General features: G+C 38.9%; 17 protein-coding genes. 9 read left to right on the forward strand and 8 right to left on the reverse strand.

From position 1 onward, the window contains the following. Positions 1-99: 99 nt before the first annotated feature. The 5 genes from AC0L6R_RS16680 (at position 100) to AC0L6R_RS16700 (ending at position 3608) form a co-directional block, all read left to right on the forward strand. Positions 100-675, forward strand: a complete 576-nt coding sequence (locus AC0L6R_RS16680; RefSeq protein ID WP_473272209.1) for a zeta toxin family protein — start codon at positions 100-102, stop codon at positions 673-675. Continuing rightward, the gene (locus AC0L6R_RS16685; protein WP_473272210.1) at positions 665-856 is read left to right on the forward strand and encodes a hypothetical protein; all 192 of its coding nucleotides are present in this window, start codon (positions 665-667) and stop codon (positions 854-856) included. Before AC0L6R_RS16680 ends, AC0L6R_RS16685 begins: the two co-directional genes overlap by 11 nt. Positions 857-1067: 211 nt before the next feature. Continuing rightward, positions 1068-1568: a peptide-methionine (S)-S-oxide reductase MsrA gene (msrA, locus tag AC0L6R_RS16690; RefSeq protein WP_473272211.1), complete on the forward strand. Its 501-nt coding sequence runs from the start codon at positions 1068-1070 to the stop codon at positions 1566-1568. A gap of 172 nt (positions 1569-1740) precedes the next feature. After that, a complete protein-coding gene (locus AC0L6R_RS16695; protein WP_473272212.1) occupies positions 1741-1923 on the forward strand; it encodes a hypothetical protein in 183 nt (60 codons plus the stop codon). Then, positions 1920-3608 (forward strand): sulfatase family protein, encoded by a 1689-nt coding sequence (locus AC0L6R_RS16700; RefSeq protein WP_473272213.1) that lies wholly within the window; start codon positions 1920-1922, stop codon positions 3606-3608. The genes AC0L6R_RS16695 and AC0L6R_RS16700 overlap by 4 nt, the downstream gene beginning before the upstream one ends. A gap of 169 nt (positions 3609-3777) precedes the next feature. Here AC0L6R_RS16700 and AC0L6R_RS16705 read toward each other — a convergent pair whose 3' ends face one another. Then, positions 3778-4128 (reverse strand): GIY-YIG nuclease family protein, encoded by a 351-nt coding sequence (locus AC0L6R_RS16705; RefSeq protein WP_473272214.1) that lies wholly within the window; start codon positions 4126-4128, stop codon positions 3778-3780. 556 nt (positions 4129-4684) lie between these two features. Here AC0L6R_RS16705 and AC0L6R_RS16710 point away from each other — a divergent pair. Both AC0L6R_RS16710 and AC0L6R_RS16715 read left to right on the forward strand, forming a co-directional pair. Continuing rightward, positions 4685-5113, forward strand: a complete 429-nt coding sequence (locus AC0L6R_RS16710) for a phytanoyl-CoA dioxygenase family protein (RefSeq protein ID WP_473272215.1) — start codon at positions 4685-4687, stop codon at positions 5111-5113. Beyond that, positions 5085-5402, forward strand: a complete 318-nt coding sequence (locus AC0L6R_RS16715) for a hypothetical protein (protein WP_473272216.1) — start codon at positions 5085-5087, stop codon at positions 5400-5402. The genes AC0L6R_RS16710 and AC0L6R_RS16715 overlap by 29 nt, the downstream gene beginning before the upstream one ends. Before the next feature lie 92 nt (positions 5403-5494). Here AC0L6R_RS16715 and AC0L6R_RS16720 read toward each other — a convergent pair whose 3' ends face one another. The 5 genes from AC0L6R_RS16720 to AC0L6R_RS16740 all read right to left on the reverse strand — a co-directional run bounded on the left by AC0L6R_RS16720 (position 5495) and on the right by AC0L6R_RS16740 (position 11682). Further along, complete coding sequence (locus AC0L6R_RS16720) at positions 5495-6523, reverse strand: hypothetical protein (protein ID WP_473272217.1); 1029 nt, start codon at positions 6521-6523, stop codon at positions 5495-5497. Between the two features lie 29 nt (positions 6524-6552). Beyond that, positions 6553-8250 (reverse strand): ATP-dependent nuclease, encoded by a 1698-nt coding sequence (locus AC0L6R_RS16725; RefSeq protein ID WP_473272218.1) that lies wholly within the window; start codon positions 8248-8250, stop codon positions 6553-6555. Between the two features lie 467 nt (positions 8251-8717). After that, entirely contained in the window at positions 8718-10397 is a 1680-nt protein-coding gene (locus AC0L6R_RS16730; RefSeq protein WP_473272219.1) for a serine hydrolase, read from the reverse strand. A 290-nt stretch (positions 10398-10687) separates the two neighbouring features. Next, complete coding sequence (locus AC0L6R_RS16735; RefSeq protein WP_473272220.1) at positions 10688-11284, reverse strand: PDDEXK nuclease domain-containing protein; 597 nt, start codon at positions 11282-11284, stop codon at positions 10688-10690. 35 nt (positions 11285-11319) lie between these two features. Then, positions 11320-11682, reverse strand: a complete 363-nt coding sequence (locus AC0L6R_RS16740) for a DUF1016 N-terminal domain-containing protein (protein ID WP_473272221.1) — start codon at positions 11680-11682, stop codon at positions 11320-11322. Positions 11683-11873: 191 nt separating this feature from the next. Here AC0L6R_RS16740 and AC0L6R_RS16745 point away from each other — a divergent pair, with 191 nt between their 5' ends. Further along, complete coding sequence (locus AC0L6R_RS16745) at positions 11874-13277, forward strand: sugar porter family MFS transporter (protein WP_473272222.1); 1404 nt, start codon at positions 11874-11876, stop codon at positions 13275-13277. A gap of 3 nt (positions 13278-13280) precedes the next feature. On the opposite strand, the gene AC0L6R_RS16750 is transcribed toward AC0L6R_RS16745, so the two are convergent. Continuing rightward, positions 13281-14156, reverse strand: a complete 876-nt coding sequence (locus AC0L6R_RS16750; protein ID WP_473272223.1) for a hypothetical protein — start codon at positions 14154-14156, stop codon at positions 13281-13283. Between the two features lie 49 nt (positions 14157-14205). On the opposite strand from AC0L6R_RS16750, the gene AC0L6R_RS16755 reads away from it, so the two are divergent. Next, on the forward strand, positions 14206-14334 hold the full coding sequence (locus tag AC0L6R_RS16755) for a hypothetical protein (protein ID WP_473272224.1): 129 nt from the start codon (positions 14206-14208) through the stop codon (positions 14332-14334). Position 14335: 1 nt separating this feature from the next. Here AC0L6R_RS16755 and AC0L6R_RS16760 read toward each other — a convergent pair whose 3' ends face one another. Next, entirely contained in the window at positions 14336-14968 is a 633-nt protein-coding gene (locus AC0L6R_RS16760; protein WP_473272225.1) for an ABC transporter ATP-binding protein, read from the reverse strand. Between the last annotated feature and the right edge of the window lie 236 nt (positions 14969-15204).

The following is a 15204-nucleotide window of genomic DNA, read 5'->3' on the forward strand; positions in this document are numbered from 1 at the left end:
TATAGATGGTTCAAATAAATATTCTAAGAAAATAAGTAGGTGTTATAGGAATTATCAAGTTTCCACAATCATTAGGACTAAAGCGTATCTTTGAATGTAATGAAGAAATTATATGTCATAGCAGGATGTAATGGAGCAGGGAAAACCACAGCTTCTTATACAATTTTGCCAGAGATTCTTGATTGTAAGGAATTTGTCAATGCCGACGAAATTGCACGCGGAATTTCTCCTTTTCAGCCAGAAAAAGCGGGAATAGAGGCAGGAAGATTGATGTTGAAGCGAATTAAAAAACTGTTAGACTCAGGAGAAAATTTCGCCTTTGAAACCACTCTTTCAACTAGAAGCTATGTCCAGTTTATTGATAGAGCAAAGGAATTGGATTATCAAGTGACTTGCTTATTTTTTTGGCTTAATTTTGAAGAATTGGCTATTTCAAGAGTGAAAACAAGAGTAAAAGAAGGAGGTCACCATATTCCAGAAGATGTAATTAGAAGGAGGTATAAAGGTGGTCTGAAGAATTTTTTCAATTTATTTCTGAATAAAGTGGATAACTGGCTATTTGTAAACAATTCAGGAGATGATTATGAGATTATAGCAGAGGGAGCTTTGAATGAAGAGACAATTAATAATGTTAAACAATGGGAAGAATTAAAAGGGCATTACTATGGGAACTAAAGAACAGTTGAAAGAGGAAAGGGATAGAATAGTCAAAGGTTTAGAGGAAACTTACAGAAAGCTTATCGAATATAAAAAGCAAAAGAAAAGCCCGATGATTGTGGTAAGGAACGGGAAAATTGTAGCGGTGGACCCCAATGAAATACTACCCACCACATTGTACAAGCGAAATTCGGGCTGAATTTCTTAAACTTCGCATTGTTACTCCTATTGCAATTGGGCTGAGGTAGCTCTATGAAAAGCTTCGAAAACCTTCACTACGTGCATTTTTGACCGATACTTAATTATTTGTCGATGAAATTGGAGCACAAATGCCGATTTGACTTTAATAGGCAAGTCAGCCACTTGTGAATTATTACAACCAAAACGCATTAACGCTAAACCAAAACAAAATGAGTAATACTAAAAAAGCATACATCGCAGGCGGTTGTTTTTGGGGGATGGAAGATCTCTTCAGAACACGTCCGGGAATCGTAGATACAGAAGTTGGTTACCAAGGTGGTGAAAATGAAAACCCCACCTACAAAAACCATCCAGATCATGCCGAAGGCATAGAACTGACCTATGATCCAAGCCAAACGTCATTTAAAGAAATTTTGGATTACTTCTTCAGAATGCACAATCCTACGACGGTGGATCAGCAGGGAAATGACATGGGCTCGAGCTATAGATCAGCGATTTTCTACCAAAATGAGGAGGAAAAAGCAGAAGCTCAGGAGATGATTGACATCGTCAACGCATCCGGCAAATGGCCAAACAAGGTAGTGACTACCTTAGAGCCTTTTACGCCTTTTTGGCCAGCAGAAGACTATCATCAGGATTACTTGGTGAAAAACCCGAATGGGTATACTTGTCACTTCTTGAGATTTGAGGAGAGTTTTATTGAGGGATGAGGAGGAGGGATGACCGATGTAGGGTGACCGATGTTAGATGACCGATGTCAGGTGACCGATGTTAGATGACCGAAGACGGGAGACGGGAGACTGAAGACCGATATTAGATGACTGTAGACTGAAGACGGTGGACGGGAGGAAGTAGGCTGATGTCTAAAGTTAAGTATATCTTATGAAGCTTTTGACTCTTTGCCTTTCTGCCAGCATGAAAATTCAAGTAATAAAAGAAGAGGTCAGATCAATTGTTGAGGCCGCACCGGTCATCGGACATCCGACATCCGGCAAACCAACGAAAGTGCTGCAACTGACATCTTTAAACACAAATATTTATACTCAAAAAACCACCTTAAAATGAAGCATAGTTTAAAATCTTTTTTCCTCGGCTCCTTGGCTATACTTGCTTTTGCATGTAAAACCCAAGAGGCTGAAAAAACTGCGGAGAGGCCAAATATCATTTTTATCATGTCGGATGATCATGCGTATCAAGCAATTTCTGCTTACGACAATACTTTGATAGAAACTCCGAACATTGATCGCATAGCAAAAATGGGGATGCTTTTCACTAATGCATCTGTGACCAATTCTATCTGTGCGCCTTCTAGAGCGACTATTTTGACTGGAAAACACTCGCACATCAATGGAAAAGTGGATAATCATTTTCCCTTTGATACCACAAATGTGACTTTCCCGCAGATCCTTCAGGATGCAGGATATCAGACAGCCATGTTTGGAAAGCTTCACTTCGGAAACAATCCAAAAGGCTTTGATCAGTTCAAGATTTTGCCAGGTCAGGGAGCTTATTACAATCCTGATTTTATCACCAAAAATGAGGGAAACATCAAAGTTGAAGGCTATGTGACGGATATCATCACAGATATGACCTTGGATTGGTTGCAAAATGAGCGCAAGGCCGATCAGCCTTTTATGTTGATGTACCTGCACAAGGCGCCACATCGCGAATGGCTTCCGGCTGAAAGACATGTAGAGGAATTCACCAACAGAACTTTCAAAGAACCGGCGACACTTTTCGATGATTACTCAGGCAGAGGTAGAGCTGCGCACGAGGCTGAGATGAATCTCCTGACAGATATGCACTGGTCTGGGGATTCAAAAGTTTACCCGGAAGTGATGGACGAATTGGGCATAGAAGGAACATCCGGTTGGGACAAGGGAGCTTTTGATAGAGAAGTAGGCAGAATGAATGAAACTCAGCGTGCCAACTGGGACAAGGCGTATATGAAAGTGAATGAAGACTTTAAAAAAGCCTACCCAACCATGACGGAAGAGGATAAAATGAAGTGGAGATATCAGCGCTACATGCAGGATTACCTAGGCACGATCAAAGCTGTGGATGAAAATGTGGGTCGGGTATTGGATTATTTGGAAGCAAATGATTTGATGGAAAATACGATCATAGTTTACACCTCTGATCAGGGTTTTTACCTAGGTGAGCATGGATGGTTTGACAAGCGTTTTGTGTACAATGAGTCTTTCAAAACACCTTTGCTAATGGCTTGGCCAGGTAAAGTAGAAGGGGGAACCAAATCAGATGAGATGGTCCAGAACCTGGATTTTGCACAGACATTCTTAGCTGCAGCAGGGATTGAAGCTCCATCTGATATGCAGGGAGAGAGTTTGTTGCCTTTGCTTACTGGGGAAACTGACAAATGGACCCGTGATGCGGTTTACTACCACTATTACGAGTACCCATCAGTTCATATGGTGAAGCGTCATTATGCGATCATTACCAAGGAGTATAAATTGGTTCACTACTACTTTGACAATGACGAGTGGGAATTGATCGATCGCATGAAAGACCCAATGGAATTGACCAATGTCTATGATGATCCAGCTTATGCGGAGATAAGAGCAGATTTGCATAAGCAGTTGGATGATATGAGAGAAAAATATGGTGATAGCTCAGAGCTAAGTCAGGAATATATAGAGAAATACCTTGACTACATTCAGGAGAATAACTCGTATAACGGAGGTAAAAACACCGAGTTGATCGATAAGATTTTTGAGGAGAGGAAGAAATAACTCCGCAAAGCTAATATGAAGCCCCGATGAGAATTGGGGCTTTTTTCTTAACCGCAAAGGTCGCGGAGGTTAACGCGGTGTGCGCAATTGTCAGGCTAAGCGAAGTCGGTGTCAGGCTGAGCGCAGTCGTATGTCAGGCTGAGCGAAGTCGAAGCCCCCCTCCTTCAACCTAGGAAGACTTTTCATCAGTTTTAGAGGTCAATAAATTCTCCTTTAAATTTTTATGAGAAGTCTCATTCTTGCATTCTGCTAATTCTTTCAATTTATCCCATTCTTCATTAATCATTGCGAGTTTTTTCTTTTTGCTCCATCCTTTGATTTGTTTTTCAAAAGAAATAGCCTCTTTGATTTCTTGAAATTCCTGAACAAACACTAACTCCAAAGGCCGTCTTTTTGCAGTATAGCAAAAGGGATCTATGCCTTCAGAATGTTCAGCCAATCTCCTTTCCAAATTATTTGTAACTCCTGTATAGAAAGTATTGTCGGAGCATTTCAGTATGTAAACGAAGTATATTTTCATACAATTTCAATTGAAAAAATGAGTTTTGTAATTACAATATACTAATTACCAGTGCCGAATGTGGATATCTAAGTTGTATTAAATTACAATTAATCTTTTTGTAGTTGTCATGCTGAGCGAAGTCGTTGTCATGCTGAGCGAAGTCGTTGTCAGGCTGAGCGAAGTCGAAGCCCTTTTAATTTATGTAACATTAATGTCCTCGAACCTCGAAACTCCCGTTTCTCGGGTGCTCGGACTGACACGATTTACATTTAAAAACATAATCCGTCATTGGTAGCGAATTCGGTGTCATGCTGAGCGAAGGTGTTGTCAGGCTGAGCGAAGTCGAAGCCCCCACTTTTAATGCAAGTAAAAATAAATGTCCTCGACTCCGCTCGGACTGACACGGTTCGCGCTAAAAACCACTTTTTATTAAAATCTATTTTATTACCCATTTGAGCTTCCTAATTTAAAAGCAAATAACCCAAACCCATGAATAACCTCGATCAACCCTATCCAATCTCTCCTGAGGCCAAAGTTTTTTACCACGGAAAATAACTTCATCAAACTCAAGCAGGTGCTTAGTCCAGAAGAAGTAGCTCATTTCAATGAAATGATTTCAGCAGAAGTTCAGCGGAAAAACACGCAGGATAAACCGATGGAGGAACGGGATACCTACAACAAGGCATTCTTGCAGATTTTCAATTTGTGGACGGAATCTGAGGAAGTGAAAAAGTTGGTACTCAGCAAACGACTAGCGCAAATCGCTGCGGATCTGATGGGCTGCGCTCAAGTTCGGATTTACCATGATCAGGCCTTATTCAAAGAGGCGGGTGGAGGAATTACTCCTTGGCATGCTGATCAGTATTACTGGCCGATAGATACGGATAACACAATTACCGCTTGGATTCCTCTTCAGGCAACTCCGCTGGAAATGGGGCCGCTGGAGTTTTCTGCCGGAAGTCAGCAGATTGTTTTTGGTAGAGACTCTGGAAATAGGGGATGACTCCGAACTGAAAATCCAACAGAAGCTTCGCATCAACAACTTTGATCATGTGATCGAAGCATTCGATTTGGGGGAGGTGAGTTTCCACTCAGGATGGGTTTTCCATCGTGCCGGAGCCAACCAAACGGATCAGATGAGAAAAGTAATGACGGTGATCTACATGGAAGCTACCGCCAAACTCAAAAACCCTGAGAATGAAAACCAAATCCATGACTGGAATACCTGGTGCCCGGGAGCGAAGATCGGTGAGGTGATCGATACGGAATTGAATCCGGTTGCGGGGGAGTAGGGTAAAGGTTAGTATTTGGTGGTGTTTGTAAATTGCACTGAGCTTTCGTAAACCATCAAGCCCCTATTTGCTATTCAGGGTTACAGGCTTTTTCAATTAAAGTAGTTTATTACATCATTATTCCAGACAAAAAAATTAACAGCTAAATCGCAGAATTCAGTTTGTCCAAGTTCAATATCATTATTGTCTTTACTGTCAAACTGAAATATTTTAACTCTTTTCCCTACTTTTCTTGCTTCAGGGTCTTTTACTTGGAATTGAATTCGATTTGCCAATTCATTATCCGTATAAAATCTAATCGCTCCATCACAATGATTTATTTTTCCTGAGTTTTTATCAAATATGGCATGAAAATACCTGCTTGATTTAATGCCATTATATTCAAGTTTAGGGACCTCTTCACAAGTAAAGTGTATCGTATTATCTTTTTTAGGGGACCACACATAGTCAGTAAACCCAGCTTTGTCATAGTCTTTTTCGTTGAACCATTGTCCGAAATCATCAAACCTTAGGGTTTTAAGCTTATCCCAATCCAAGGGTTTTCCATGTACGTGCATTTTGTACATCATAGGATTGTATTGGTCTTTATGAATTTCCTTTAAAGGATCTAAACGAATTTTGAAATTTATTTTCTTCTCGATTTGCTGTTTAAAGATGGCTTGTGATAGCCAATAGCTAGAGTTTGATACTTCTGTTGCAGGACATATCATGTAAACCATTTCATTTAACATAAGATTATAATGAGATAAATCAAATACGTCCATTTTAACCAATTGATTATCGTTGATTACAACTTCAATTAAGTTGGGGAAATCGTATGGGGCTTGCCTTTTGGTTATTTCAGTAAGCTTGCTTTTACGTTGTTCATTTATTTCGCTTTGTAGTACATGGACTAAAAAATGAGCCCTCTTAGCAGTTTCCTTGTCTTCTTGCCTGCCAATCATTTCATTTATGCGATACTTGTCTACAAATTCATCTAAAGCAACAGATTCCAGGGATTTAATGTCACTTAATAAATTTTGATGTTCTTGATGCTCATTATTGTCTAAAATCTCAAATACATCAAACATTGGATCCATCAATGAACCACAGAAAAATTTTAAGGATTTAAGTTCTTTCATCTATTATTGCTGGTAAAGATTATACAATGTTAGGCTGCGTTTTTAATTACTTTGTTAAGAATCATTTCTACAAAGTCAATCAATATTTTAGAAGTTCTCTTTGCAAATATTTCATTAAGAGCTATTATTATCCAATTGTTTTTTCTAGATGTCCCTAAATCCATCCAACCTTCTAGTTCGCCAACAGGTATTATGAAAATATTTTTTTGATTCAGTTCATTTATTAGGTCAGACACTTTAGCTCTTATTTCCTTATCAAAACCTTCAATACCCTTCTTTTTAGGAAAAGTCCACTTTGATGTTTCTTTTCTTATTCTATTCAATGCTCCTTTGGCTCCACCATAAGTATGTTCGTTTTTAGTTAACTGTTCGTGAAATTCTGCAACATTTTCCTTTAATTTATCTAAGGCTTGTTTTTCAGATGAATTGTCAACTGAATCAGCAATTTCCTTTCTTCTAGCAAGGAGTTCAACGGAAGCTTCAGTTTTTGTTACTGCAAGAAATAGATTTTTAAAGTCGGTTTCATCATTTAGCAAATCAATGTCTGCAATTACACCAACTGGAATTTGTGTAGCTATCAAAAGTGAAGCAACATCTTTTAATGTTTGCTTATTGTGAGAATAGACAAACAGTATTTCTTGATTATTTTGATGTAGAGTTGACACAGTTTGATATACAATTCTATCAGCATCTGCCTCACATACGATTACAGCTTTATGGAATATGGCTTCCAATACACGCTGGCTTGAAAGCATTGGTGATTTTGTAAGATTCTCTGTGGCATCGGGAGGAATGAGCTTGAAGGTCGTATCATCTTCATTTCTATTTAGTCTGAAAATATCAACCCTTTTGTCGCTTTGTAATAAACCGCTTAAAAAGTTCGAATTATGTGTTGAAATTATTATTTGGCCAGATAACTTATCTGAGTTATCTGCAATCCATTTTCCTAAATATCTTGATTGTGCAGGATGTAAAAAGGCTTCTGGCTCATCAAGTAAAACTATTCTGTCTTTAGAAAACAATAAACTTAACACTATCCCTACAAAACTTCTGAACCCATCACCTTGATTATCAATTTTATTAAAATCCTTTGTAATTGGATATGCTTTACGTGGGTCTTCTGGAATCACAGGAAATTCTTTTGCCACTCTTAAACAAAAATCTTTGAGTCCACTGTAGTCTAACATCACTTCCATTCCGAAAGCCTCACTGAAAGCTTTCTTTAGTAGTTCTTCATTTTCCTTTTGCACAAAAAGATTTTGAAGAATATTTCCTGGGTCTTCAATGTCTGGGTTAAAAGAACTTGTAGTCTTAATTAGATTTAATCTAGTAGAAGAGTCTAAGTGAGAAACTTTAAATTTACTTATGTTTCCCAAAACCCAATCAAGATTAGGTTGTTCTTCAAATTGACGTTTTGAATGTTCGAAATTTATTTCAAAACTGTCTTGTGCAGTCAAATTATTATTTATTCCAACTATTCTTTTTTGTCCAACGCTACGTTGACTATCAGAAACCTTCAGATTTGAGAATAGGTCATCAAAAGTGGCTGGCTTTCGAAATTTTATTTCTTTAAGAAGAACAAATTTGCTTGTTAATCCACTTTGCATTCGTTGTTGAATATCTCTAAGTGTTTGAGATTTCCCAACATTGTTTGCCCCAACAAGAATTGAAATTTTACCTAAGTTAATTGTTTGGTCGTTCTTTAATGAAATACTTTCTATCTCCATTTCAAGGTGTCTTTTAAATGCAGCCTAACATCTTTGAATAACCAAATAGTTGCATGTGTTTTCTATATATCTTTTATTTTATTCTCCCCAAAATCTCAGCTTTCATTCCCTGAAGATTCAGTCCTCTAAGAAAGGAAGTTTTGACTTTAAATTTATACCCTGTATAGGGTATTTTAGGTAGTTGGTTAACTAGTGTCTGACCTTTTTCTACAATCCTCGCTTGCTGCTTTTCTTCTTTGACGGTTTCTTCCAGAAGTAATCACAGGATTGCTAAAATCCTAAAAAGCCCTATTATATGGTTTCTTATTTCCCAAACCCTAACCTGCCCATGAAGCCTACCTATACTTATAACCAAACTAATATTTGGCTGATTGGCCTCACTGCAGCAATGGGAGGGTTTTCAGTTTAAACAATTTGGTTTGGTATCTGAGCAGGTTTAATAGTTTAACCTTTTCGTTGTTTGCTGTTTAATTTATCTTTTCAAAAAATAAGTTTCGGACCCGACCATTAGACACTTTACAGCCTGTGATTACTTTGTTTTCATCTCTGATGAACTCGACCTGCCCAAAAAACCAAGCTTCACCGAAAAACATATCGTCCTTTATGTAATTCAATTTGAAATCACTTAATCTGCTGTGTTTTGCAACTAGACTATCACCGACAACAGTGAATGTGTAAGTGGTTGATAGTTCTTCACTATAATATTCTCCAGAATAGTCAGCAAGAATTACAGAAGACTTGTTGGATTCAGTTACTCTTGGTGCATCCATTATTTGACCTCCCTGATGAAGTTTTATAAGTTTTATGTTGTCTCCTTCATTAGGAATAAACTCAATTTTAGCTTCAACTCCTTCGACATTAAATTCGGTAGTAGATATTGGGGTCAATGGAAATGCTGGTTGTCCGGTAGCTTGTCCTATTAATTTGCCATCATTTAAACTAATACTAATTACGAATCCAGGTTGTAATTCAAAATCACCCACATAGGTATTTAATATATTTCCATCCACAGTAATTGCTTCAGAGTTGCTGGCTTCTTTTATCTCTTCTGCTTTGTCTTCGGGTTTTAGTTTATCTTTTAAATAGATATCTACAATTTGATGGGCTATACCGCCAGGGTTGAATTCTGCTGAATTACTAAAAACTATTACTGCAAAATTTTCGCTTGGAAAGCGAGTTAGGTAAGAACGATAACCTGCGTCTGCGCCCCCATGTTGTATTTCGTTTAGTCCTTTATAATCACCAACAAATTGACCAAGAGCTCCCCCGAAAGTTTCACCATTGTTTAGCACAGCCAGAGTATTCATTTTATTAATACTAGTTGAATCTCCTACTTTTATCTCCGTAAAATTCATTGCCCATAGACTCAAATCCTCAACAGTAGTAAAAAGGCTTGTTGCTCCAACATTCGCATAGTTCAAAACACTTTTTTTGTATCCACTAGAATCAGGATAATAGGAATAGGCCCTATTCTTTACGATTTTCTCATGATCATCATAAAAAAGGGTGTTATTCATTTCTAAAGGTTCAAAGATGTAGGCCTTGGTAAATTCAGCAAAAGACATGTCAGAAACTCTGGAAACTACTTCAGCCAAAAGCGTAAAGCCGGTGTTACAATAGGCAAATTCATCACCTGGATTAAAGTTTAGTTCTTTTTGATCACTCACAAGTTTCAGAACGTGCTCTTTGGTAATGACATCATCCAATCTCCAACCAGCCATTGATAGTAGATTCCATTGATCTCTTAATCCACTGGTGTGAGAAGCTAAATGTCTCAATGTAATGGTCTTGCCAAAGTCTGGTACTTCAGGAATGTATTTTCTGATATCATCATCTAAGCTTAGCTTGCCTTGTTTTTCTAATAGTAATATTGAAAAAACAGTAAACTGTTTGGATACAGAAGCAATGTGAAATATGGAAGATGGGGTGATCGGGATGTCGTATTCTAAATTAGCAATGCCATACCCTTTCTTATAGATGATTGCCCCATCTTTTACGATTGCTACCGCTGCTCCTGGCGTATTATCCGTATCCCATTTCGTGAAAAGTTCGTCGACTTGTTTCTCTTTCTCATTTTGAGCTTGAATGGTACTTATAGGAATAAATAGAAAAATAAGTAATGATAAGCTAGTCAGGATCTGCTTCATAAGTAAAAGGTTTAATTGAGAAAAATTCTACTGCTTGTTGGCTCAATAAATTACATATGTTTTAAATATACTTATTTAATTCCTTTAGAAACCCCCTTCTCCATTTTGCGAGCTGTGACTAATTCATACAGAACTAACCACAGGATTGCTGAAATCAGAAAATGCCCTATTTTATGGTTTCGTTTTTTCAAACCCTAACCTGACCCCATGAAGCCTACCTATACTTACAACCAAACTTATATTTGGCTGATTAGCCTTACACTTTTGGTTAGAAGTGTTTGACAAATTCCTTAGCTGTCTTGTATGATTTTTTCGAATTCTTTCTCAATTTCCTCTTTCTTCGGGAGGTATAATTGGTATTTGCTTGCTAGGATATTGGTGTTGTGTTTAGGAAGGGCATATTCCACCATGGTATTGTTTTTATCAGCGCAGAGTATGATGCCGATCGTAGGATTTTCATCTGCCTGCTTTTCAGTTCGATCGTAATAATTGACGTACATCTGTAGCTGTCCTAAATCCTGATGTGTCAGCTTGTGTGTTTTTATTTCTATCAAAACAAAACACCGCAACAGTCGATTGTAGAAAACCAAATCAATGAAATAGGGATCATCTTCCAATTGAATTCTTTTTTGTCTGGCTACAAATGAAAAGCCATTTCCTAGCTCCAATAAAAAGGTTTGCATATTGGAGATTAGGGCATTTTCCAGATCTTTTTCATAGTATGAAGCTTGTGGTTTTAATCCTAAAAATTCCAGCACCATCGGGTCTTTGATTATTTCTCTTGGGCTTTCAGGTTGAGCTTCTTTTTTTGCTACGGCAAGTACTTTCTCTTTCTCGTTACTGAGCAAAAGACGTTCGTATAACTGACTGTTAATCTGTCTTTCCAATTGTCTTGCACTCCAATTGTTGTTGCAGGTTTCTTCTATATAGTAGGTTCTTTTGTCTCATCTTGAATACGGAGCAGAAGTTTGTACTGAGACCAATTCAATTGCGAACGCAGTGTGTTCGTAATTGAGAAGGTGTTGAAAAACTGCCGACAAAGTTCTAATTGCCGAACTGAGAAACCGCTTCCATAGTCCTTTTCCAGTAGTTCAGCCAGGTTTTTTAGTAGGAAAGTCCCGTAATCTGCACGTACTTTTCCGTTTTGCTCTTCTTCCACTATGTGCCTACCGATTTCCCAATACATTAGCACTCGTTCATGATTTACTGCACGAACCGCATTTGCTTGCGCCTGAGAAATGATTTGCCTGATATTCTCTACAAACGATTTAGAGATTTGCTTCATAGTGTCTTCATAACGAATGATATACTAATATAAATGCTAATCTTTATTTTGAGTCTAAGCTTTATCCTATTTCTGAAATAGTAAACTAATGGATACATTCCTATAGGTTAACCACAGGATTGCTGAAATCCCAAAAAGCCCTATTTTATGGCTTCGATTTTATGCTTTTTCCCAAACCCTAACCTGATCCCATGAAGCCTACCTATACATACAACCAAACTTATATTTGGCTGATTAGCCTCACTGCAGCGTTGGGAGGGTTTTTGTTTGGGTACGATTGGGTAGTGATAGGAGGAGCAAAGCCATTTTACGAGCCTTTTTTTAATATCACTTCTGTAAGCGATCAGGGTTGGGGGACAAGCTCTGCATTGATTGGCTGTATGATTGGAGCGGGGATTTGCATCTTGATTTCGGATAAGTTGGGGAGGAAAAGATTACTGATCGCCTCTGGGTTATTGTTTTCCATTTCGGCTATAGGAACTGCCTTGGCTGGTACTTTCTGGGAATTCAATTTCTATAGAATCATCGGTGGCGTAGCGATGGGAGTAGCGCTAAACCTCTCACCGCTTTACATCGCAGAGCTTTCGCCTCCAGAGAAACGCGGCAAAATGGTCACAATTAATCAGCTATTGATCATGATCGGAGTTTTGCTGGCTCAGTTGATTAACTGGCAAATTTCCCTTGCGGATACCCAATTGGCTGATAATGCTACTTTCGAGATGATCGCAGCGAGTTGGTCTGGGCAAAATGGCTGGAGATGGATGTTTGCTGCTGAGGCTATTCCGGCGATTTTGTTCTTTGTGTTGATGTTTTTTGTGCCTGAGTCGGTGCCTTGGCTGATAAAGAATAAGGAAGAAGGTCGGGCGCGTACCATACTCCAAAGAATCGGAGGGAATGCCTATGCCGAAGACTCTATCGCTGAGGTGAAAACTACCTTGAAGGAAGGTGATTTTGGGCAGGTGAATCTGAAGGAATTGTTTCAAAAGCGAATTATGAAGCTATTGGGAATAGGTATTTTTCTAGCTTTTCTACAGCAGTGGTCTGGGATCAATGTGGTGATCTATTATGCTGCGGATATCTTTCAGACTGCGGGTTATAATCTCAAACAGATGATGCTGAATATCGTGGTGATTGGTGGGGTGATGGTGCTATCGGTGTTCATCACCATTTTCACAGTGGATAGATTTGGCAGAAAGAAACTCCTGCTGATCGGTACTTCTGCGATGGCGATTTTGTATGGGCTGATTGGCTACTTTTTCTTTATAGATCTCGGCGGAAATGCAGTTGTATTTGCTGTATTGGCCAATGTGATGTTTTATTCCTTCACCTTGGCACCCTTGCTTTGGGTAGTTCTTTCGGAGATTTTTCCTACACGAATTCGGGGAGCAGCGATTTCCATAGGAGCACTTGCGCACTGGGTTGGTAACTTCACCCTGACCTATTTCTTTCCCGCTATCCGTGAGAATCTAGGCTGGGCAAATAACTTCTGGCTTTACGGTGCAATCTGCGCTTTTGGGTTCCTGGTGATTTACTATGTGTTGCCTGAGACGAAGGGCAAGTCCTTGGAAGAGATAGAAAAGGAATTGGTGGGGTAAAACTTAGACCGAATACCTAGACTTCACTGCTACCAAAAACGGAAGTAAGCAAACCGCAGAAATAATTAGCGGATGAATCCCGAATATCACAAGCAGGAATAGGAAAAAGAAAACCAAATAGCCAAGTTTTAAGGCTTTCTCCTGCTCATTTCTCAATTTGATAAGACCATAGATCCCCATATTGATAGCGATCAAGAGGATAAGCAAAAAGACTAGATCTGGAATGTTTTCGAGGGTACCAAACTTAAAGACCAGCAAGGCAAGTTCTGGGAAAAGAATGAGTAAAATAGGAACTGAATGTTGCCAGATCTTTCTAGAAAAACTCAATGGCATATTACGGAAATAGCTTAGTTGCGCTGATTCAAATCCATCTTTCTCCAGCCAAATTGGAAAGTGAACATAGGCCGCGCAGAGTAGCCCAAACTCCAGCCATCGCAGGTCGTAACCACCACCAAAATAGAAGTAGAAAAACCCATTCAGCAGGAAGATGCTGATGATTTTTACAGCCAGAATTAAGAGCGTTCTATTTTCCCTCAAATGCATCAAAAACCAAAACTCGAAGCTTAGATTTCTAAAAATGGCTGGTCTAACTCGGGTGCTTTCGGGGAAAGGTTTTTTGAGTTTGAAATAAAGGAGAGTGATATCAGCCAAGAAAATACCAATGAGAAATAGCCAAATATTCCCAAGCTTTCCACCAGCATTAATCCCAATTCCTACATAAGTCAGCAAAACCGAATAGACTAAAATTAGGGCATGATTTGCCAGCCAAACAGGCAGGAAGTTTCGGCCAAGTTGGTGCCAGGTGAAAAAGCCTAGCTGATGAAAGATTCTATAATGCTTGTCATTCAGGAGTCGAATCTGAAATCTTTTTTGAGCCAAAGTATAGCCCAGGAAAATGCAGCAGGATAGTATAAAAACCTATAGAATTATGAAGCAGTCGCTCGGCAATCATGAGGTGTTGCTTCATTTCCATAAAGACACCAAAAACCAAGATGACCAATATGAAAAATCCCAGAAAAGCCCGGTAGAAAGTGATTACAAAAGTCTTGAAAAATAGCTCATTCATGACTTTGGATCAGGTTGCCATCAGCGATAGTCAGGACAGAATCATAGGCGAAAAACTCTTCGAAATCCGCGATATGGGAAGTGAGGAGAAAACTCACTCCGCCTTCCAGTTCACGATGGATCAGCTCAGTTAATCGTTGCTGTGTTCCCACGTCGATCGTCGTATAGGGTTCATCAAGAATGATCAAGCTTGGCTTGCCCAGAAAAGCTAAGATCAATCCTGTCTTTTTCAACATTCCCGAGGAATAGGTAGAAATAGCGTTTTTGGAATAGTCACCGATCCCCAGGATCTCTTTCAAAGACTCGATCTGAGAATTGTCAGCTCCTTTGGTTTTGGATACAAAAGCGATCAACTCATCCAGACTTAGAAAATCCGGGAAAAGGGGTTCTGCTTCAGAGTAATTTAGCAGCTTGCGAAAGGAGATAGGTTCTTTCTTCAGTGAAATCCCATCCAACTTAATTTCCCCTTCAAAGTCATGAATCCCAGCAATGGACTTTAGCAAAGTAGATTTCCCCGAACCATTTTCACCCTTGATCAGATGTATGCCTTTTGACAATTGGAGTGAATCAATCTCCATCTGAAAGCCGGTAGGGTAAGTTTTTTTGAAGTGCTGGATTTCTAGCATGTATGGAAATTACTTAAAGAAATTTAACCGCAGAGTACACAGAGTTCACGCAAAGGTCGCGGTTGTCTTGCTTCTCCAGAAGCAGGACTTGTTTTTTTGCTTAAAAAGTCAATTTCAGAAATTCTGGGTTATGGTGGGAGGGGTTTAGGAATTTTAACCGACCAAAATTTTTGAAGATCAATAAAACAGCCGCTCTTGTTTCCAAAAGCGGCTGTTTCATTTAAGAGAATTCTATT

The sequence above is a fragment of the Algoriphagus sp. 10J20-15 genome, from assembly GCF_055809615.1.